At 71.7% G+C, this 19441-nt stretch carries 16 protein-coding genes; 8 read left to right on the top strand and 8 right to left on the bottom strand.

Annotated features, from left to right (window positions below):
• Nucleotides 1-7: 7 nt before the first annotated feature.
• Complete coding sequence (locus EDF40_RS02085) at nt 8-1192, bottom strand: S24/S26 family peptidase (RefSeq protein ID WP_123340157.1); 1185 nt, start codon at nt 1190-1192, stop codon at nt 8-10.
• A 91-nt stretch (nt 1193-1283) separates the two neighbouring features.
• Nucleotides 1284-1883: a hypothetical protein gene (locus EDF40_RS02080; RefSeq protein WP_111085548.1), complete on the bottom strand. Its 600-nt coding sequence runs from the start codon at nt 1881-1883 to the stop codon at nt 1284-1286.
• A gap of 204 nt (nt 1884-2087) precedes the next feature.
• Between EDF40_RS02080 and EDF40_RS02075 the strand changes: the two genes are divergently transcribed.
• Both EDF40_RS02075 and EDF40_RS02070 read left to right on the top strand, forming a co-directional pair.
• Complete coding sequence (locus EDF40_RS02075; protein WP_123340156.1) at nt 2088-2630, top strand: MarR family winged helix-turn-helix transcriptional regulator; 543 nt, start codon at nt 2088-2090, stop codon at nt 2628-2630.
• A gap of 48 nt (nt 2631-2678) precedes the next feature.
• A complete protein-coding gene (locus tag EDF40_RS02070) occupies nt 2679-3188 on the top strand; it encodes a mycothiol transferase (protein ID WP_123293670.1) in 510 nt (169 codons plus the stop codon).
• Nucleotides 3189-3359: 171 nt separating this feature from the next.
• Here EDF40_RS02070 and EDF40_RS02065 read toward each other — a convergent pair whose 3' ends face one another.
• Together EDF40_RS02065 and EDF40_RS02060 are read right to left on the bottom strand one after the other, a co-directional pair.
• The gene (locus EDF40_RS02065) at nt 3360-5447 is read right to left on the bottom strand and encodes a DEAD/DEAH box helicase (RefSeq protein WP_123340155.1); all 2088 of its coding nucleotides are present in this window, start codon (nt 5445-5447) and stop codon (nt 3360-3362) included.
• A 268-nt stretch (nt 5448-5715) separates the two neighbouring features.
• Complete coding sequence (locus EDF40_RS02060) at nt 5716-6570, bottom strand: polyphosphate kinase 2 family protein (RefSeq protein ID WP_248704685.1); 855 nt, start codon at nt 6568-6570, stop codon at nt 5716-5718.
• A gap of 138 nt (nt 6571-6708) precedes the next feature.
• Here EDF40_RS02060 and EDF40_RS02055 point away from each other — a divergent pair, with 138 nt between their 5' ends.
• Both EDF40_RS02055 and EDF40_RS02050 read left to right on the top strand, forming a co-directional pair.
• Nucleotides 6709-7719 carry an alpha/beta hydrolase gene (locus EDF40_RS02055; protein WP_123340154.1) on the top strand — a complete coding sequence of 337 codons (1011 nt, stop codon included), beginning with the start codon at nt 6709-6711 and terminating at the stop codon, nt 7717-7719.
• Between the two features lie 249 nt (nt 7720-7968).
• Nucleotides 7969-8265, top strand: a complete 297-nt coding sequence (locus EDF40_RS02050; protein WP_123340153.1) for a hypothetical protein — start codon at nt 7969-7971, stop codon at nt 8263-8265.
• Here EDF40_RS02050 and EDF40_RS02045 read toward each other — a convergent pair.
• The 3 genes from EDF40_RS02045 to EDF40_RS02035 form a co-directional block, all read right to left on the bottom strand.
• Nucleotides 8262-11525, bottom strand: a complete 3264-nt coding sequence (locus EDF40_RS02045; protein WP_123340152.1) for an efflux RND transporter permease subunit — start codon at nt 11523-11525, stop codon at nt 8262-8264. The two genes, EDF40_RS02050 and EDF40_RS02045, sit on opposite strands and share 4 nt — an antisense overlap.
• Before the next feature lie 40 nt (nt 11526-11565).
• On the bottom strand, nt 11566-12252 hold the full coding sequence (locus tag EDF40_RS02040; protein ID WP_123340151.1) for a DUF6518 family protein: 687 nt from the start codon (nt 12250-12252) through the stop codon (nt 11566-11568).
• A gap of 94 nt (nt 12253-12346) precedes the next feature.
• Nucleotides 12347-13798: a PLP-dependent aminotransferase family protein gene (locus tag EDF40_RS02035; protein WP_123340150.1), complete on the bottom strand. Its 1452-nt coding sequence runs from the start codon at nt 13796-13798 to the stop codon at nt 12347-12349.
• A gap of 61 nt (nt 13799-13859) precedes the next feature.
• On the opposite strand from EDF40_RS02035, the gene EDF40_RS02030 reads away from it, so the two are divergent.
• The 3 genes from EDF40_RS02030 to EDF40_RS02020 all read left to right on the top strand — a co-directional run bounded on the left by EDF40_RS02030 (nt 13860) and on the right by EDF40_RS02020 (nt 16137).
• Nucleotides 13860-14513, top strand: a complete 654-nt coding sequence (locus EDF40_RS02030; protein ID WP_123340149.1) for a YitT family protein — start codon at nt 13860-13862, stop codon at nt 14511-14513.
• Nucleotides 14514-14647: 134 nt separating this feature from the next.
• Nucleotides 14648-15559, top strand: coding sequence for a DUF4097 family beta strand repeat-containing protein (locus EDF40_RS02025; protein WP_123340148.1), 912 nt, complete (start codon nt 14648-14650; stop codon nt 15557-15559).
• Nucleotides 15556-16137 (top strand): PadR family transcriptional regulator, encoded by a 582-nt coding sequence (locus EDF40_RS02020; protein ID WP_111085559.1) that lies wholly within the window; start codon nt 15556-15558, stop codon nt 16135-16137. Before EDF40_RS02025 ends, EDF40_RS02020 begins: the two co-directional genes overlap by 4 nt.
• Before the next feature lie 158 nt (nt 16138-16295).
• Here the strand turns inward: EDF40_RS02020 and EDF40_RS02015 are convergent, their stop codons facing one another.
• Nucleotides 16296-17084 (bottom strand): MerR family transcriptional regulator, encoded by a 789-nt coding sequence (locus EDF40_RS02015; protein WP_123340147.1) that lies wholly within the window; start codon nt 17082-17084, stop codon nt 16296-16298.
• A 130-nt stretch (nt 17085-17214) separates the two neighbouring features.
• Between EDF40_RS02015 and EDF40_RS02010 the strand changes: the two genes are divergently transcribed.
• Nucleotides 17215-19434: an APC family permease gene (locus EDF40_RS02010; RefSeq protein ID WP_123340146.1), complete on the top strand. Its 2220-nt coding sequence runs from the start codon at nt 17215-17217 to the stop codon at nt 19432-19434.
• The last annotated feature ends 7 nt before the right edge of the window (nt 19435-19441 follow it).

Here is a 19441-nt window from a genome sequence, read left to right as displayed (position 1 = left end):
GGAGAACTCAGGGCACGCAGCTCGCCGACGCAAGGCCAAGGACCGAGACGACCCGCACCTTCACGGTCGGCGTGCTCGTCGCGGTCCAGTTGTTCCCGAGGTTCGTGCGGAGGTTCAGCGTGTAGGTCGTCCCGAGGTCGAGCAGGCCCGCCCCGCCGTAGACGAGCGAACGCTGTCCGGCGGTCGTGGCGGTCGCGAGCTGGGTCGTCCCGTTCATCAGGTCGAACGAGTTCGGCACGGTCGGGTCCGTGTAGGTCCAGGCGATCGTCACGGTGCTCGACGACGCGGCCGTGCAGGTCAGGGTGGGGACACCGGTCGCGGTGCCCGCCGTGAAGTTCGACACCGGGTTCACCGTCGTCCGCGACCACGGCACGGCCACCGCCTGCGCCGGCACGAGCACCCCGACGCTCCCCGCGATGACGAGGACCGCCGCCGCGCCGCCGAAGCGGCGCAGCCGCTGCACGCGACGCTCGTGCACCCGGAGCGAGCGACGGGTGACGACGGTGGTCCCGCCGGCCGGGAGGCGCGTGGCGGCGTCGTCCCGCGCCTCCCGGCCGGCATCGGTACCGTCCGACGGCCCGCCACCCGGCCCGTGGGCGGTGTCGCCCCCGTCCGAGCCGTCGGCGTCGTCGTCGAGCGCCGTGAGGCGGCGGAGCGACCCGTCGACCGTGCAGAGCGCGAGCAGCGCCGTCAGGCCGAGTGCGAGCACGACGACCTTGACCCACTCCCCCTGCCGGAGCCACAGGACCGGCGCCCCGACGAACGGGATGCGCAGGAAGGCGACCCCGTGCACCGCCGAGCGTTCGAGCGGCGTGGAGTCCTGCTGCGGGTTCGCGTCACCCTTGGTGACCAGGGTGCCGCCGGGGCCGTCCTCGACGTACCGGTGCATGCGGAGGTGACCGGGCTGGTCCGGGTCGTCGGCGAGCAGGATCTTGCCCGTCCGGACCTCGCCGGACGCGACCGGGCGCGAGACGACGACGTCCCCGGGCGTGAGCCGCGGCTCCATCGACCCGGTCATCACCGTGGTCGGTTGCCAGCCGATCAGCGCGGGCGCGGCCGCCCACAGCGCGAGGCCGAGGAGGGTCGCGACCACACCGCGTGCGACGGTGCCGACGACGACGCGCCCCCAGTCGACGACGTCACGGAGCACGACGTGCGGTGTGGGACCACCGTGCACTGCGATGCTGCTCATGACTGCCTTCGACCAGGGGCGCGTTCTCGGGGGTGGTGACCGGGGCGGGCTCGGGCTGAGCCCCGATCACCGGGTGGGGAGGGGTCCCGGCTCAGCTGTTCTGGGCCTCCCAGGTGAGGCCGAGGGACGCGGTGCCGCCCTGCACCGTGTTCGGCGCGGTGCTCGAGACCGTGTAGGTGAAGCGGTAGACGCGCGACTCGGACGCGGAGCCGGTCGGGGCCCAGGTGCCGAGGCCGGTGGCGAAGTTCGTCGAGCCGGTGCCGAACGCGGCGAGGGTGCCGTTGTAGAGCGTTCCGCTGGTCGCGGCCGGGGTGAAGCCGGTGCAGGAGCCGAAGCCACCGCCGGTGCCCTGCTCGACCTGCAGGTTGATGTTGCCCGACAGGTTGTTCGTGGTGGCCGGGTTCGTGCCGTACAGCTTCACGGTCGAGGCCAGCGAGCCGGTCGACGTGACCGTGATGCAGTTGGCGCCGGTCGAGCCGGGCTTCAGGCCCGTCGCGGTGAAGAGCGCGGTGTTGTTGTCGTCGTCGGTGAGGGCGACGCTGCCGGCGGTCCAGTTGCTGGTCGGGTTGACGGTGGTGGCCGAGAACGCCGAGTAGGACGCGGTCGAGACGACGACACCCGAGGCGACGAGGGCGGCGGGGATGGCGATCCAGGCCGCGAGACGGGCGGCGCGAGGGGTGACACGAGACATTGCGAGAGCTCCTGATCCGGAAACGGTGGCGCCGTGGTCGCGGTGGTTGGTCGCGTCGGTGCCGGTGGTGTTTGCTACGACGATCAAGTTACTTTTCCGCCGAGCAACTCACAAGAGAAGGAACCACCCCCGTGCTGGGGGTATCTTGACGAGTGAGATACTTGTTGACTGAGTCTTCCCATCCCCTGCCGAGAAGAGCTGCCGATGACGGACACCACCCAGCCCGTCCTGCCCGACACCCTGCCGCCCGCGCCCGTGTCGCCGACCGTCTCCGTGCCGGAGAGCATGGACTCGGACACCGACCTCGCGAAGCTCCTCACCGCCTTCCGCCTGCTCCAGACGCAGCACGCCCGCGTCCTGCACCATGAGAGCGTCGTGCGTGGACTGAACGCCACCGACACCCGCTTCGTGTTCTTCCTGTCCGCGGCCGACGGCGAAGGGATCACGCCGAAGCAGGCCGGCGAGTACCTCGAGCTCACCACCGGCGCCATGACGTCGCTCGTCGACCGGCTCGAGCAGCGCGGACACCTCGAGCGCCGTCCGAACCCGCAGGACCGTCGCAGCGTGCTGCTGCACCTCACCGCCTCGGGCGCCGAGGTCGCCCGGCAGATCGGCGCCGTCTACTCGGACGCCTTCCGCGAGGTCGTCGCCCCCGCCGACCGGGTCCGGCTCGCCGCCGCGTTCGCCGGGCTCGGCGATGCCCTGGACCGCCACTCGCGCGCGGAGACCGCAGCCCGCTCCGCGTGACGATCCACGTGACCTCGTGTGTCGGGGCGCGCGCGTAGCGTGGTGCGCATGACACCGTCCGAAGTCCTGATCGAAGCGTTCTCCCGCGTCCCCGAGACCGTCGAACGTGCCGTCGACGGCCTGTCCGAGGACCAACTCGCAGCGCGTCCGGCCGCCGGGGCGAACACCCTGGCATGGCTCGCGTGGCACACCGCCCGCGGACAGGACGTCCAGATCGCCGACCTCGCCGGCACCGCGCAGGTGTGGACCGCCGACGGCTGGTACGAGCGGTTCGGCCTGCCGTTCCCGGCCGAGGCCCTCGGCTACGGCATGTCCCGCGACGACGTCGGTCGGGTGCGGGCGTCGGCCGAGTTGCTCACCGGGTACCTGCGTGCCGTCCACGACCGCACCGTCGCGTACCTCGGCACGCTCGGCCCGGACGACCTCGACCCTGTGGTCGACGACGCGTGGGACCCGCCCGTCACCGCCGGCGCCCGGCTCGTGAGCATCCTCGACGACTGCACGCAGCACGCCGGCCAGGCCGGTTTCGTGCGCGGGTTGCTGTTCTTCAACCGCTGACGCGGCCGCGGCGCGCGGGCGCGGGGGCGCGGGGGCGCGGGCGCGCGGGCGCTTCGTGAGCAGAAATGGTCGGGTCCGACTTCGGGACCCGACCATTGCTGCTCACCATGTGACGGACGGGAGGCCCGTGGCACGCGCGCCACGGGCCTCCCGTCCGTCACGGGGTCGCGACTACCGCGCGGCGAGCTCGCTGACGATGCCGTCACCGGGGGCGGCCTGCACGAGGTCCGCCGCGATCTCGGCGCGCTCGAGGATGCCCTCGATCTTGCGGATGCGACCACGCGGGACGAGGGTCACGACGGTGCCCTCCTTGCCGGCACGGCCCGTTCGGCCCGAGCGGTGCATGTACGCCTTGTAGTCGTCGGGGGCATCCGCCTGCACGACGAGCGACACGTCGTCGACGTGGATGCCGCGGGCGGCGACGTCGGTGGCGACGAGCACGTTCACCCGGCCGCTCGTCAGGAGCTGCAGGTTCCGGGTCCGGCGCGACTGGTTCAGGTCGCCGTGGAGCGACGTGGCACGGATGCCGGCGTCCTCGAACTGGTCGGCGAGGCGCTCGGCGTAGGCACGGGTCCGGGCGAAGACGATCGTCTTGCCGTCGCCGGCGACGAGCTCCTCGAGGACACGGTCCTTCTCGCGCTGCTCGACCACGAGGACACGGTGGTCGATGGTCGAGGACGCCTGGTCCTCACCCGCGACCTCGTGCACGCTCGGCTCGTGCAGGAACTGCTCGACGAGCGCCGCGACCTGGGTGTCGAGCGTCGCGCTGAACAGCAGCTTCTGCGCGCGGTTGCCCTGCGGGGTGACCTCGGCGGTGGCGGAGAGGATCTCCTGCACCGGCTCGAGGAACCCGAGGTCGCACATGTGGTCGGCCTCGTCGAGCACGGAGATGACGACCTCGCTGAGGTCGAGCTTCCCCTTGTTCATGAGGTCCTGCACACGACCGGGGGTGCCGACGATGATGTCGACGCCGCGCTCGAGCGCGCCCTCCTGACGGCCGTACGGCACGCCGCCGTAGATCTGCGTCGTGAAGAGGCCCACCGAGCGGGCGATCGGCTGCACCGTGCGGTCGATCTGCAGGGCCAGCTCGCGGGTCGGCGCGAGGATGAGCGCACGCGGGGCGCGGCCCATCTTGCGCTTCGTGCCGCCGCCGTGCTCCATCAGCTTCTCGACGAGCGGGGCGCCGAACGCGATGGTCTTGCCGGAGCCCGTGCGGCCACGGCCGAGGACGTCCTTGCCGGCGATCACATCGGGGATCGTCGCGGCCTGGATCGGGAACGGGCTGCTCGCGCCGAGCTCCTGCAGGGCGCGGGAGATGTTGCCGCCGATGCCGAGGTCGCCGAAGGTCACGCCCTCGACGTCGGACGCCACGGTGGACTCGGCCTGGAGCTTCGCGAGCTTGACGTCGTCGGCGGGGACGAACTTGCCGCGCTCGGGCTCGTCGAAGGAGCGGCGGGGACCGCTGCGGTCGTCGCGGTCGAAGCTGCGACGGGGACGGTCGTCATTGTCACGACGGGGGGCACGGTCATCGCGGTCGAAGCTGCGACGCGGGCGGTCGTCGTTGTCACGACGGGGCGCACGGTCGTCGCGGTCGAACGAGCGACGAGGACGGTCGTCATTGTCACGACGCGGAGCACGGTCGTCGCGGTCGAACGAGCGACGCGGGCGGTCGTCGTTGTCACGACGCGGAGCACGGTCGTCGCGGTTGAAGCTGCGCGGAGCGCGGTCATCGCGGTCGAACGAACGACGGGGACGATCGTCGTTGTCACGACGCGGAGCACGGTCGTCGCGGTTGAAGCTGCGCGGAGCGCGGTCATCGCGGTCGAAGCTGCGACGCGGGCGGTCGTCGTTGTCACGACGGGGAGCGCGATCGTCGCGGTTGAAGCTACGCGGGGCGCGGTCGTCACGGTCGAAGCGACGGGGACGATCGTCGTTGTCACGACGGGGCGCACGGTCGTCGCGGTCGAAGCGACGGGGAGCGCGGTCGTCACGGCTGAAGCCGCGTCCACCACGGTCGTCGCGCTCCGGGCGGCGCTGGCCACCGCTGTCGCGGGGCTCCCAGTTCGGGCGCGCGGGGCGCTCGCCCTGCGCCGAGCGGCCGCGACGCTCCTCGGCGTCCCAGCGCTGCTTCTGGCGCGGCGCGGTCGGTTCGGCGGCGCGGAACCCGCGGTGCTTGCTGCTGCGTGCGGCGGGGGTGCCGTTCGGGTGGCGGGGACGATCGGAGGCGCGGTTGTCCGCGCCCTTGTTGTACGGAGCCATGACTGCTTTCTCGGGTGCGCAACGAACCGCAGCGCCCGACAGCGACATCGGCGGGGGCTGCTTGCGGAGAGGGGGTTCATCCCGTCGCGATTCGACGTGATTCCAGCCCTCGAGCAACACACACCCAACAAAAAGCCCGTGATCACGATGTCACGGCGTCGAAGGCCGACCGAGCGAGTCTACGCGACCCCGCGCTCTGATGCCAGCCCCGTCGTCGACGGACGGCCGCGAGCCGGACCCGGCCTGTGCCTCCCGGCCGGCCCGTCGGTCAGGACTCGGCGAGCCGCTGTCGTTGCTCGGCCACGTCGAAGTCCGCCTTCGGCCACGAGAGCTGCATGTCCTCGAGGGCCCGGAGCAGGAGCTGCTGCACCGCCAGGCGGGCGTACCACTTGCGGTTCGCCGGCACGACGTACCAGGGCGCCTGGGGGGTCGAGGTCCGGTCGAACACGATCTGGTAAGCGTCCTGGTACCGGTCCCACAGCAGGCGCTCGTCGATGTCGCCCGGGTTGAACTTCCAGTGCTTGTCCGGGCGGTCGAGTCGTTCGCCGAGGCGTTCGCGCTGCTCGTCCTTCGAGATGTGCAGCATCACCTTGACGATCGTGGTGCCCTCGGCGGTGAGGCGGTCCTCGAACTCGGTGATCGCGCCGTAGCGTCGCTCGATCTCGTCCGGCGCCGCGAACGCCCGGATGCGCTGGATGAGGACGTCCTCGTAGTGCGAGCGGTCGAAGACGCCGAGCTGCCCGGCACTCGGGAGCTGACGCTCGATGCGCCAGAGGAAGTCGTGCTCGCGCTCCTCGGCCGTCGGGGCCTTGAAGCCCGCGTACCGCACGCCGTTCGGGTCGACCGCACCGACAACGTGCGAGACGATGCCGCCCTTGCCGGCGGTGTCCATCGCCTGCAGGACGAGCAGCACCCGGCGCTGGTCGCCGGCGGTCGACGCCGCGTACAGGCGCTCCTGCAGGGCGGCGAGCCGCGAGGCACCAGCGGCGAGCGCTTCGAGCCCGTCGATCTTGCGGCCGGGGAAGCCCGGCGTCGCATCCGGGTCGACCTGGTCGAGGCGGAAGCCCGGGTCGACGCGGAGCAGTGGTTCGGGATCGGCGTTCCAGGCCTTGCGACGGCTCACGGGTCCTCCTGCGGTCCGGGCGGCGGGTGCCCCCTGCTCTCATCCTGGCACTGTGGCGGTTCCGCCGTCGGGTTGCGCGGTCGGGGTTCCTCCGCTGGGGTGACGTGGCCGGCCTCGGGTGCGGCTACCGTGGAACCGATGAAGTCCGGCCGCCGCACAGTGCTCGCGCTCGTCGCCGCGGTCGTGGCGCTCGGCGCGGTCGCGTCCTGCAGTACGGACCCCGTCGGCGACGAGAACGCGACGGTCACCGCGGACAGCGTCATCTACCCGCTGTCCCTGCAGTACCACGGCATCGACGTGGTCGCCGATGTGCCGTACGGCACGGATCCCCTGCAGCGGCTCGACGTCTGCCTTCCGGCCGACAGCGCCCCGGAGACGACCGCGACCCCCACTGCGACGCCGTCCGCCACCCCGACGGCCGACCCCGCCGAGGCTGCGGCCCGCACCGGTCGGCCCGCGGTGCTGATGATCCACGGCGGCAGCTGGTCACACGGCGACAAGGCCACCGCCGCCTACCGGTCGGTGTGCAAGTACCTGGCGTCCGAGGGCTTCGTCACGTTCAACGTCGACTACCGGCTCGCCCCCACCGACCCGTTCCCGGCCGGCCTCGACGACGTCCGACGGGCGCTCGACTACGTGTTCCGCCCCACGACGCTGTCCACGTACGACGTCGACTCCCAGCGGGTCGGGGTGTTCGGCGGGAGCGCGGGCGGCAACCTGGCGGCGATGCTCGCGGTGACCGACCACGAGTCCGCCGCCTACGCCGAGGGCGACCGGATCCGTGCGGTCGTCGACCTGAGCGGCCCCACGAACCTGACGGCGCGCTCGACCCGGGCCGACGGGGTGTCCGCGTCCTTCCAGCGGAAGCAGCTGCTGTACCTCGGCTGCCGGACCTACACGACGTGTCCGGCGGCCACCCGGGCGTCGCCGGAGTACCACGTCACCTCGGACACGGCGCCGTTCTTCATCGGGCACTCGACGGACGAGTTCATCCCGCTGTGGGAGTCGCAGGAGTTCGCGGCGACGCTCCGGTCACACGACGTGCCGGTCACGTTCGTGCAGGTCGAGGGGACGGCGCACTCGATCGCGCAGCTCGACGAGGCGATGAGTCGCCGCGTCGCGACGTTCCTGCGGACCCAGCTGGGCTGAGGCGCTGCGGGGGCGGGGGCGGTGTGCCGCCGAAGCGACACTTCTCGCCGACGAGCGACCGTTCGTGCCGCAAGAGCGACGTTGTGCCGCCGATGTTCGGCGGAGAAGTGTCGCTTTCGCGGATACACGGGACCGGGCGACGACCGGAACCGGGACCGCGCACGCGCACGTGCACCACCGCGTGCCCCGGGTGGGTGGCACCCGGAGTCGGGACTACTGCCGACCGGCGCCAGGTCGCAGACTTCCGGGGTGACCGACACCTCGACCCGCCCTGCACGCGCCGCCGCGACCCGCTGGGACCGTTCCGCGCTGCAGACCTCCGCGGAGTTGCTGCTCGGGTTGTCGTTCGCCGCCACCATGGCCTTCGGCGGGTACGCCGCTGCGACCGGGCGACTGGCGGTCTTCGCGCAGGGCGCCGGGGTCGTCTTCCTCGTCACGCTGACCTGCGTGCTCGTGTCGTGGTTCCGGGCCGTCGAGCGCGAGGAGCGCGCCGACCGGTCCGCCGTCTCACCCCTCGCCGCGATCGACGCCGAGTACCGCCGCTAGGCAGCCTCGCCCGTCGCCGGTTCGATCGCCGTCCGTCGGTCGGCCCGCCGTTCGCGCGCGCCCTCGACCACGAAGTAGAGCGCCGGCAGCACCACGAGGGTCAGCAGCGTCGACGACACCAGCCCGCCGATCACGACCAGCGCGAGCGGCTGCGAGATGAACCCGGACTTGCCGGTCAGTCCGATCGCCATCGGCAGCAGCGCGAAGATCGTCGCCATCGCCGTCATGAGGATCGGCCGGAGGCGTCGTGTCGCGCCCTCGATCAACGCCTCACGCACCCGCAAGCCGCGCCGCCGGTACTGGTTGACGAGGTCGATGAGGACGATCGCGTTCGTCACGACGATGCCCACGAGCATGAGCAGACCGATCAGCGATGCGACGCCGATCGGGACGCCGGAGACGATCTGCAGCAGGATCGCGCCGGTCGCGGCGAACGGCACCGACGCCAGCAGCAGCAGTGGCTGTAGCAGGCTCCGGAACGTCGCGACCATGATCACGTAGACGATAAGCACGGCCACGACCAGCGCGAGGCCCAGCTGCGAGAACGCCGACGACTGACTGGCGGCGACGCCACCGATCGACGCGGTCGCACCGCGCGGCAGGTCGAGCTCGTCGACGGCGGTCGTGACCGACTGCACGGCCGCACCGAGGTTCGTGGCGTCCGGCGACACGGTGATCGTGGCGGTGCGTGCCGCGTTCGTCGTGGTGACGGTGGTCGGACCGTCGGACTCCTCGACCGTCGCGACGTCGGACAGCGGGACGGTGCCGGTGCTCGTCGGGACGTCGAGGGCGCGGAGCGCGGCGATCGTCGTCGGCGGCTCCGGGTCGGCGATGTAGACGTCGAGCGTCGCGTCGTCGATCTCGATGCTGCCGGTGTCGCGCGGGGAGACCGCGGCGGCGACGAGGCCACCCACCTGGGTCTCGGTGAGCCCGAGGGACGCGGCCTTCGCGCGGTCGACCCGGACGGCGAGGTAGGGCTCCGCTGCGGAGAGGTTGCTCGTGGCGCCAGTGGTGTGGTCGACCGACTGCATCGTCTTCAGCACCTGGCGCGAGGCCGTCTCGAGCTGCGACTGGGTCGGCGCGGACACGTCGACCTCGATGTCGCTGCTACCCCCGAACCCGCCTCCGGAGGACGCGATGGTGACCTCACCCACACCGTCGATCGCGCCGAGCGACTTCCGGGCGTCCGACTGGATCGTCGTCTGGTCGGCCTCGGCGTCGGTCGTGACCGCGTACTGCACCGACGCCGTGCCCCCGCCGCCGAACGCCGCCTGGATCGACTGTCCGCTGGTGCCGATGGTGGTCTGCACGGTCTCGACGCCCTCGACGTCCTGCAGTGCCCGCTCCACCTTGCGTGCGGAGTCGGACTGGACGGCGAGGCTCGATCCCGCCTTCAGGTCCTGGGTCACCGTGAACGTGTTCTGCCCGGAGTCCCCGAGGTAGTTCGTGGTGACGAACGGCAGTGCAGCGCCCGTACCGCCGAGGACGACGACCGCGAGCAGGATGACGACGACCGGCTTCCGCACGACCCACCGGAGCACCGGCAGGTAGACCCGACGCAGACGGTCAGAAGCGCCGGCGTCGTGCAGGTCCGCGGCCGAAGCGAGCTCGCCCGCCGTCGGCTCGGGCGCCGGATCGGCGTCCGACGGTGCCGCAGCGGCGCCCGGTTTCGCCTTCGGCGGGCGGAGCCACCAGTACGCGAGCACCGGCACGATGGTGAGCGACACGAACAGCGATGCCACGAGCGCCAAGGTGACGGTCACGGCGAACGGCCGGAACAGCTCCCCCACCAGCTCCGCGACGAAGGCGACCGGCAGGAACACCGCGACGGTCGTCAGGGTCGAGGCGGTGACGGCACCGGCGACCTCGCGGACGGCATCCAGCACGGCGCGGTGGCGGTCGACACCCGGGACCATGTGCCGCTTGATGTTCTCGATGACGACGATGGAGTCGTCGACCACACGGCCGATCGCGATCGTCAGGGCGGCCAACGTGATGATGTTGAGCGTGTACCCGGCGGCGCGCATGCCGATCGCGGCCAGGAGCACCGACGTCGGGATCGAGATGGCCGTGACCAGCGTCGAGCGCCACGAGAGCAGGAAGACGAGGATCACGATCACCGCGAAGGCGAGGCCGAGCAGCCCCTCTTCGGCCAAGGAGTCGATCGACTGCTGGATGTAGGGCGCCTGGTCGAAGACGACGGTGAAGCGGGGGTCGCCCTCGATCTTGTCCTCGATGCCCGGCAGGGCGTCGCGCACGGTCTTCGAGACGTCGACCGTGTTGGCCTCCTGCGTCTTGGTGATCGAGATCGTCAGGGCCTGCTCACCGTCCACGCGGCTGATCGAGGTGCGCGGCGACTCCGTGATCGCGACCTTCGCGACGTCGCCGAGCGTGGTGTCCGTCGGGGTGGTCGCAGCGCCGGTGGCCGCGTCGGCACCAGTACCGGTGGCAGTACCGGTGGCAGTACCGGTGGCGGTACTGGTGGGCGCGCCGGTGCTGGTGCCGTCGGCGGTGCCCGAGTTCGACGAACTCGTCAGCGGCAGCGCACGGATGTCGTCGAGCGAAGCGATCCGCTCGCCCGTCTGCACCGACAGCGTCGAGCCGTCCTGGGTCAGGGTGCCGCCGGGGATCAGGGTGCCGTTGTCGTCGAGTGCGTCCGAGATCGCCGTCTGGCTGAGACCGCGAGCGGCGAGCTCGTCCTTGTCGGGCGTGATGACGACCCGGCGGCCGGGGTTGCCGAAGACGTCCGCCTGCCGCACGCCGTCGAGCTTCTCCAGGTCGGGGATCGCCGAGGCCTGCAGCCGGTCGACGAGCTGCTCCTGGTTGCCGGACGCCGAGACCGCGACCTGCAGCACCGGCAGGTCGTCGAAGGACCCGGTGACGATCTGCGTCTGCACCGAGTCGGGCAGCGACAGCGCGTTCACCGCGGTCTGGATCTTGTCCTCGGCGCTCGCCAGGTTCGATCCGTACTGGAACGACGCCGACACCACGCTCTGTCCGGTGGACGAGGTCGCGCTGGTGGACTCGAGGTCCGGGACGACCTGGATCGCCTGCTCGATCTTCGTCGAGACGTCGTTGGACACGACCTCCGGCGTCGCCCCTGGATAGGCGCTGACGATCGCGACCTGCGGGAACTCGACGCTGGGGATCAGCTCCTGCTTGAGGCTCGTCAGCGCCACGCCCCCGAAGACCGCGACGACGATGGTGACGAGCGCGATGAGGGCCCGGTTGCGGAGGCTGAAGACCGAGAGGAGGTGCACGTCATCGATCCTCGCAGGACGCGTCTGCGAGCGGCCGGGTTCAGGCCCCGATCAGCAGGTAGAGCCCGAGGACACCGACGGCTCCGACGACCCCGGTGCCGAGGGCGATCACACGGCCGACCGACGACCGGGCGGTGGCCACCCCGAGGACGAGCACGAGGACACCGACCGCGATCTCGACCACCCAGGTCACCGGGCCGGTCGTGGCCACCACCTGCAGCAGCGCCCGCACCCCCTCGCCGATCAGGATCGCGGCGGTGACCCCGAAGGCTCCGGCACGCCAGCGGGCGTCACGGGAGCGGACGAACACGGCGACCGCACCGGCGAGCAGCCCGGCGGGGATACCGAGCAGCACCCACAGGTTGGTGACGGACAGGAAGTCCGGGTAGCCGCGCAGGTTCGTCGTGGCCCAGTAGCCCACGTGCATGAGTTCGAGCAGCACGACGCCGAGCAGCATCGCGAGCGGCAGGGCGAACCGGCCGGCACGGGCCCCGGCGCCGATGCACAGCGCGACGGCGACCAGGAACCAGGGGCCGGCGGAGTTCGCGACGGACGACAGCGCGGGCACCGTCTGCCCGAACGAGGTCAGCACACCGGCGAGCAGTGCGCCACTCAGGGCCATCGTGACGCGCACCAGAGCCGGCACCGCGGGGCACGGCTCGGACGGTGACGCGGACGACTGGGACGCAGCAGCGGCCGGAGCACCGGCGGACAGGGTCGCGTTCATGGCATCAGCATCGCGTCGTCCGCCACCGCGCACATCACCCCACGGAGCGAGAACGCCCCTGGCCCATCACCCCAGAGGATGACCCCACGACTGCTCACACCACCGCGGCGAGCGACCCCCGCACCCCGGCGGACTCCCCACCGACACGAGCCCACGCCCGTTCGAGCACGTCCACCAGACGACCACGGTCCGCCGGCGCCATCGTGAACGGCACCCGCAGGAACCGTTCGAACCCGCCGTCCGGGCCGAACACGCCGCCGGACGCCAGCACCACCCCCTCGGACCGCGCGGCCAGCACGAGCGCACTCGACACCGGACGGCCGAGGCCCACCCACGTCGTCAGCCCACCTGCGGGCGACGGCACGTCCCATTCCGGGAGTCGTGCCCTGAGCGCGCCCACGACGTCGTCGCGACCCTGTCGCAGGTACTCGCGCCGCGCCTCCAGGACGGCCGCCGTCCGTGGGACCAGCTCCCGCGCGACCAGCTGGTCGAGGACGGGCGTGCCGAGGTCGCCCGTCGGGCGGGCGGCGAGCAGCCGCTGCAGGAGGGCCGGCGCGGCACGGATCCAGCCGATCCGCAGGCCGCCCCAGAAGACCTTGTCCGCCGACCCGATCATCACGACCGACGCCCCCGACCGGTCGGCTGCTGCAAGCGGCAGCGACGGCGCGCCGTCGATCCGCAGCTCGCCCATCGTCTCGTCGGCGACCACCGTCGTGCCGACCGACGCCGCGACCGACAGCAGGAGCTGGCGGGTCGAGGCCGTCATCGTCGCACCGGTCGGGTTGTGCAGCTCGGGCATGACGTAGGCGACGGCCGGTGCGGTCCGGCGCAGCGTCGTCTCGAGCGCGGCGGCGTCCCACCCGGTCCGCGCGTCGACGGGCACGCCGACGAGTCGTCCGCCGGCCTCGCGGAACGCCTCGTGCGCGTGCGGGTAGGTCGGGGACTCGACGAGCACGGCGTCACCGCGGCGGACGAGCACCCGGGCGAGCAGCGCGATGGCGTGCTGCGCGCCGATCGTCACGATCACCTGGGACGGATCGGTCGGCAGTCCGCGCTCGGTGTACCGGTCGGCGATGGCGGCGCGGAGCCCGGGGTCGCCGACGGTGTCGTACCCGATGCCGGCCAGCGCCGCGGGCACGTGTCGCACCGCCCGCTCGACGGCCTCGGCCATCCCCGGCGCCGAGTGCAGCGCGGCCTTCCGCAGGTCGAGGAGCTCGCCGTCGACCACCCCGCCGAGCCGTTCCGGGTCGGGACGACCGATCAGGGACGCGGGCAGGTGGACCACGCTGCCGGAGCCACGGACCGACACGACGAACCCGTCGGACCGCAGCCGGGCGTACGCGTTCGCCACGGTCGTGCGGGAGATGCCGAGCGCGGTCGCGAGTCCGCGCTCCGCCGGCAGTCGCACACCCTGCGCGACCCGGCCGTCGATGACGAGCACCCGGATGGCGTCGGACAGTGCTTCGTACGCCGGGGCGTCGGTGCCGTCGCGCCAGTCGGTGAGCAGCAGGGCAGCAGATCGGGCACTCAACAGCACGGGTGTCATGGGTCCACGGTAGCGCGATTGGCTCTCGACCAGCAGTCCAATCCGCATCGACGATGAACCCATGTCCCGCAGCACCGCCCTCACGTTCCGCTTCGGCCAGCTCTTCGTCGGCCTGTTCCTCTACGGCGCCTCCACCGCGCTGCAGGTCCGAGCGGTCGTCGGCGTCTCGTCGTGGACCGTCCTGACGCAGGGCCTCGAGAACGTGGTGCCGTGGTCGTTCGGCGTCATCACCGTCGTGTCGAGCGGCGTGATCCTGCTGTTCTGGATCCCCCTGCGCCAGAAGCCGGGCATCGGCACCCTGCTGAACGCGCTGGCGATCGGGCCGAGCGCCGACCTGGTGCTCTGGCTCGTGCCGGAGCCGTCCGGCCTGCTCGCCCGGATCGCCCTGTTCGCCGCGGGACTGGCGCTGCTCGCCGTCGCGACGGCGTTCTACATCGGCGCGGGGTTCGGCACCGGGGCCCGTGACGGCCTGATGGTCGGGCTGCACGAGCGCCTCGGCTGGCCGCTCTGGCTCGCCCGCACCCTGGTCGAGGTGTCCGTCGTCATCGTCGGCTGGATCCTCGGCGGGAACGTCGGCGCCGGCACCGTCATCGCCGCCTTCGCGATCGGTCCGATGGTGCAGCCGCTCATGCCGTTCTTCCGCCGGTTCCCGTGGAGCCCCGAGCGCCGGGTCGTCCGGGAGGCGCGTCCCACCTCCGTCGCGCACGCTTCGTGAGCAGGAATGGTCGGGTCGCAGGGCCCCACCCGACCATTCCTGCTCACCATCCGCCCGGCACCCTTGCGGAGCGTCGACTCGCGATATAGCGTGACCTCCACAGACGCGATACATCGCGAGTTGGAGGAAGCAACATGACGCAGGAGAAGTGGCTCGTCGACGAGCCCAAGGTCATCGACACCGGCATCGTCCGCACACTCCGTGTCGGACTCGTCGGTGGTCAGGTGGACGTCGTGGCACACGACGAACCCACCGCACGGGTCGAGGTCCACAGCGTGTCCGGCAAGCAGCTGAAGATCGAGGTCGACGGCGACACGCTCACCGTCGACCACCCGCAGATCCGGTGGGACGACCCCATCGGGTTCCTCAAGTCGTTCCGCGGCAAGGCCCACGCGGACGTCAGCATCCTGGTCCCCCGCGACGCCTCGGTGCACCTCGGCGTCGTGTCGGCGGGTGCGCTGCTGTCCGGCACGAACCGCGGTGCGATGCTCAACACGGTGTCCGGCGACCTCGTCGTCGACGGAGTCGCCGGCGACGTCACGGTCAACGCCGTGTCGGGCGCGACGACCATCCGCGAACTCGACGGCGCCCTGACGGTCCACACGGTCTCGGGTGACGTCGTGGCCACTGGCGAGATCCCGCGGTTCCAGGCGGACGGCGTCTCGGCGGACGTCGTGCTCGACCTGCACGGCGTGCCGGAGTCGGCGCGCGTCAACACGGTCTCCGGTGGCGTGAGCGTCCGGCTCGAGGACGGCGTCGCCTACCAGTGCACCGTCAGCACGGCGTCCGGCAAGCTGCAGTTCGACGACTCCGAGATCCGCGGTGTGCGTGGCTCGTACGTCAAGCAGGGTGGCGAGCTGGCCGGCCAGTGGCTGGACCTGCGCGTGAACTCGGTCTCCGGCGACATCGCGGTGCTGCACGCCCCGCCGGTCGCCGCCGAGCCGACCGCACCCCCGACCGCCCCGGCACCCCCGACCACGCCGGTCCCCCCGACGGCGCCCGTGCCCCCGACGGTCCCGACCAACGACGGCGAGGTGCCCGCATGAGTCCCGTCTTCGCCCACGGCCACCTCCGCCTGTACCTGCTCGTGCTGCTGGCGGACCACCCGATGCACGGCTACGAGCTCATCCAGGCCCTCGGCGACCGGTTCGGCGGCACCTACGTGCCGAGCGCCGGCACCGTGTACCCGCGGCTCGCGAAGCTCGAGGAAGAAGGCCTCGTCTCGAAGACCGCCGACGGCCGCAAGACCGTCTACGCGATCACCGAGGCCGGCCGCACCGAACTAGCGGCCCGTGCCGACGAGATCGCCGCGGTCGAGTCCGGGGTCGCCGACTCGGTGAAGTCCCTGGCCGACGGCGTCCGCGCCTCGGTCGGCGAGGCGATGCGCTCCCTCCGTGCCGACCTCGCCGCCTCGGCGGAGAGCCCCGGCACCGGTTCCCACGAGGACCCCGTCTCGGTGCCGTCGGAGAGCGCCCGCGCCCTGCGCGAGCTCGAGATGGCGCTGTCGTCGTTCCGGCAGCAGGTCCGCGCGGACCTGCGCCGACGCGCGACCCGCGGCACGCTCCGTGCGGACACCGTGACGCGTCTGCGTGACGGTCTGGAGGCCCTGCGCAAGTCTCTCTGACGGCCCGCGGCCGACAGGCGGTCGCGCCCCGTGCCTCCCGGCCGCCCGTCGCACCGCCCCACCCACGGAACCAGGTTCCGGACACAGCGCCACGCCGATCCGTGGTGTCGTGACCGGAACCCGGTTCCGTTCGCGCGCCCCAGCCTGCGGTCGGCGCGCTACAGCCCGGCGTCGGCGAACGCGACCATCGCGTCGCGCAGCGCCCGTGCCGCACCCGCTCCGGCCCAGTCGTAGGCGTGCGCGAACCGCTCGTCGTGCACGTACATCTCGGCGAGTGTCCGGAACCGCTCCGCGGTGAGGTCCGCCGGCGGCGTCGACTCGGCGAGCCACGCGAACTGCCGCCGCGCCAGTGCCTGCGCGGCCGGTGAGCCCGGGCCGTCGCCGGACGCAGCGAGCGCTGCGGCGTCCTGGGCGATCGCGCGCAGCTCGTCCTGGAACGCCTGCTTGCCCGCGGTGTCCTTCGCGTCCCACCAGGCGGTGCCGCGCTGCCAGGCGTCCGCTCCCCAGCGCTCCTCGACCTCGTGCTTGAAGCGGGTCTGGTCGAACCCGTCGAAGGTGTCCGTGGCGTTCATGGTGTCTCCGTTCTCGATCCTGGTGATGGTGGTGCGCACGGCGGCGAGCTGCCGGGCGAGGCGGTCCCGCTCGCGTTCGAGCCAGGCGACGTGCGCGGTGAGGGCGGTGACGTCGTCCTGCTCGCCGTCGAGGACCCGGCGGATGTCGGGCAGCCCGAGGCCGAGGCCGCGCAGCAGCAGGATGCGCTGCAGCCGGACGAGCGCCCGGTCGTCGTAGCGGCGGAGTCCGCCGTCGCCGACGGCGGTGGCCGGCAGCAGCCCGATGGCGTCGTAGTGGCGGAGCGTGCGGCTCGACACCCCGGCGGATCGCGCCACGTCGGCGATGCCGTGGGGTGCTTTCGCAGCTGCGGTGGCGATGTCTGACGGATCCCTCATGCAGCCCACCGTAGAGGTTGACGCGACGTCAACCGCAAGGGGTGCTCGGGGTGCGGCATCGACGACACGCGACCGAGCGGGAATGACCGCCCGGGCACCCGTGTTGACTCCCGCCCGGAACTGAGTAGGTTTGCCGCTCGTGACGAACGAGGTCCGGTCGCTGAAAGCGCGACTGATCGGGGATCCCCTCCCCTCCGAGAAGCTCGAAGGACAGCTCCTCCCGAAGCACCTGGCACTGCCGATCTTCGCGAGTGACCCGCTGTCCTCTGTCGCGTACGCACCGCAGGAACTCCTGATGATCCTGCTGCTCGGCGGGATGTCGTTCCTGACCTTCGCACCGTGGGTGGCCGCGCTCGTGGTGCTGCTGCTCGTGGTGGTCGTCGCGTCCTACCGGCAGCTCATCAAGGCGTACCCGTCCGGCGGCGGCGACTACGAGGTCGCGCACCGGAACCTCGGCGAGAAGGCCGGGCTGGTCGTCGCGAGCGCGCTGCTCGTCGACTACGTCATGACGGTCGCCGTGTCGGTGGCCTCCGGCGTGGACAACATCATCTCGGCGCTGCCGATGCTGAACGACGTCCGCGTCGAACTCGCGCTCGTGTTCGTCGTGCTCCTCGCCGCCACGAACCTGCGCGGCGTGCGGGAGTCGAGCAAGGCCTTCGCCATCCCCACCTACCTGTTCGTGGCGTCGGTCTTCGTGATGGTCGTCACCGGCCTGGTCCGGGTCGCCGCGGGACACGCCCCGATCGCCGAGTCCGCCGGGTACACCGTCGACAACGTCGAGCACACGACGCAGGCGGCGTTCATCCTGCTGCTCCTCCGGGCCTTCGCCTCCGGCTGCTCGGCGCTGACCGGCGTCGAAGCCATCGCGAACGGCGTGCAGGCGTTCCGGCGCCCGAAGATCAAGAACGCGCAGGCGACCCTGGTGGCGATGGGCGGCATCGCGATCGTCCTGTTCATCGGGCTCATCACGCTCGCGCTCGTGTCCCGCGTGCACTACGCCGAACGCGCCTGCGACCTGGTCGGCTTCGCGAACTGCGCGACGACGCCGCAGCGCTCCCTCATCGCCCAGATCGCGGCGGCGACGTTCGGTGACAACTCGGTACTGTTCTTCCTCATCCAGGCGACGACGGCCGCGGTCCTGCTCCTCGCCGCGAACACGGCGTTCAACGGGTTCCCGCTGCTCGGCTCGATCCTGGCCCGCGACTCGTACGCCCCGAAGGCCCTGTCGACCCGCGGCGACCGGCTCATCTACTCGAACGGCGTCATCGTCCTGGCGCTCGTCGCCGCAGCGCTGCTCGTGGTGTACCGGGCGAACGTCACGAGCCTCATCCAGCTCTACATCATCGGCGTCTTCGTGTCGTTCACGCTCGGCCAGACGGGCATGGTCGTGCACTGGACGCGCCTGCTGCGCGCGGACCGGGCCGGTACCGCCGACCCGTCCGTCAACCGCGCGCAGGTGGTGCGCTCCCGCACCATCAACGCGATCGGGGCCACGTTCACCCTCGTCGTCCTGGTCATCGTCACGATCACCAAGTTCACGCACGGCGCCTGGCTCGTGTTCCTGATCATGCCGATCCTGTACGTGCTCATGCTCGGCGTGAACCGCTACTACCGCGACGTCTCGCACGAGATCGAGGCCGACGTCGAGACCGAGTTCGGCGCCACCGGTGACCACGCCGTCGTGCTGGTGAACAAGCTGCAGAAGCCCGTGCTCAAGGCCCTCGACTACGCGATCGCCGCCGAGCACGCCAGCTGCGAGGCGGTCCACGTCGCGATCGACGACGCCGACGCCCAGCACCTCCGCGACCAGTGGGCCGAGTACGGCATCCGGATGCCGTTGACCATCGTGCCGAGTCCGTACCGCGACATCTCGATGCCGCTCATCAAGTACATCAAGGCGCACCGGCTCGAGCACGGCTCCGAGGTCGTCACCGTCTACACGCCGATCTTCATCGTCGGTCACTGGTGGGAGGGCCTGCTCCACAACCACCGCGGCCGTCGCATCCGCAAGAAGCTCCTGCTCGTGCACGGCGTCACCGTCGCGCTGGTGCCGTGGCTGCTCGACTCGTCCGAACTGCTGTACGGCCGCCGGTCGCGTCCGCTCCCCGGCCAGGAACGTCGCGGCGAGCCCGTGCGGCCGCCGCTCCGCCGGTCCCTCGCCGGCTCGGCCGGAGCGCCGGTCGACGGTGTCGTCGACGATCGCCTGGCCCGGTCCGCGCAGCGGAACAGCCTGCAGCCGCGTCGTGCGACCCGTCCGGCCGGTCCCGCCGAGGGCGTCGACCCCGCGCAGTGCACCGGCGAGCTGCACGCGCTCGTGCCGACCTCGCCGCGCCGGGGCGACGAGTCGTAGCATCTGA

Origin of the sequence: Curtobacterium sp. PhB170 (assembly GCF_003752345.1) — a bacterium.
Classification (GTDB): Bacteria; Actinomycetota; Actinomycetes; order Actinomycetales; family Microbacteriaceae; genus Curtobacterium.
The sequence above is the reverse complement of the archived record's forward strand: the minus strand, read 5'-3'. Positions and strand labels throughout refer to the sequence as shown.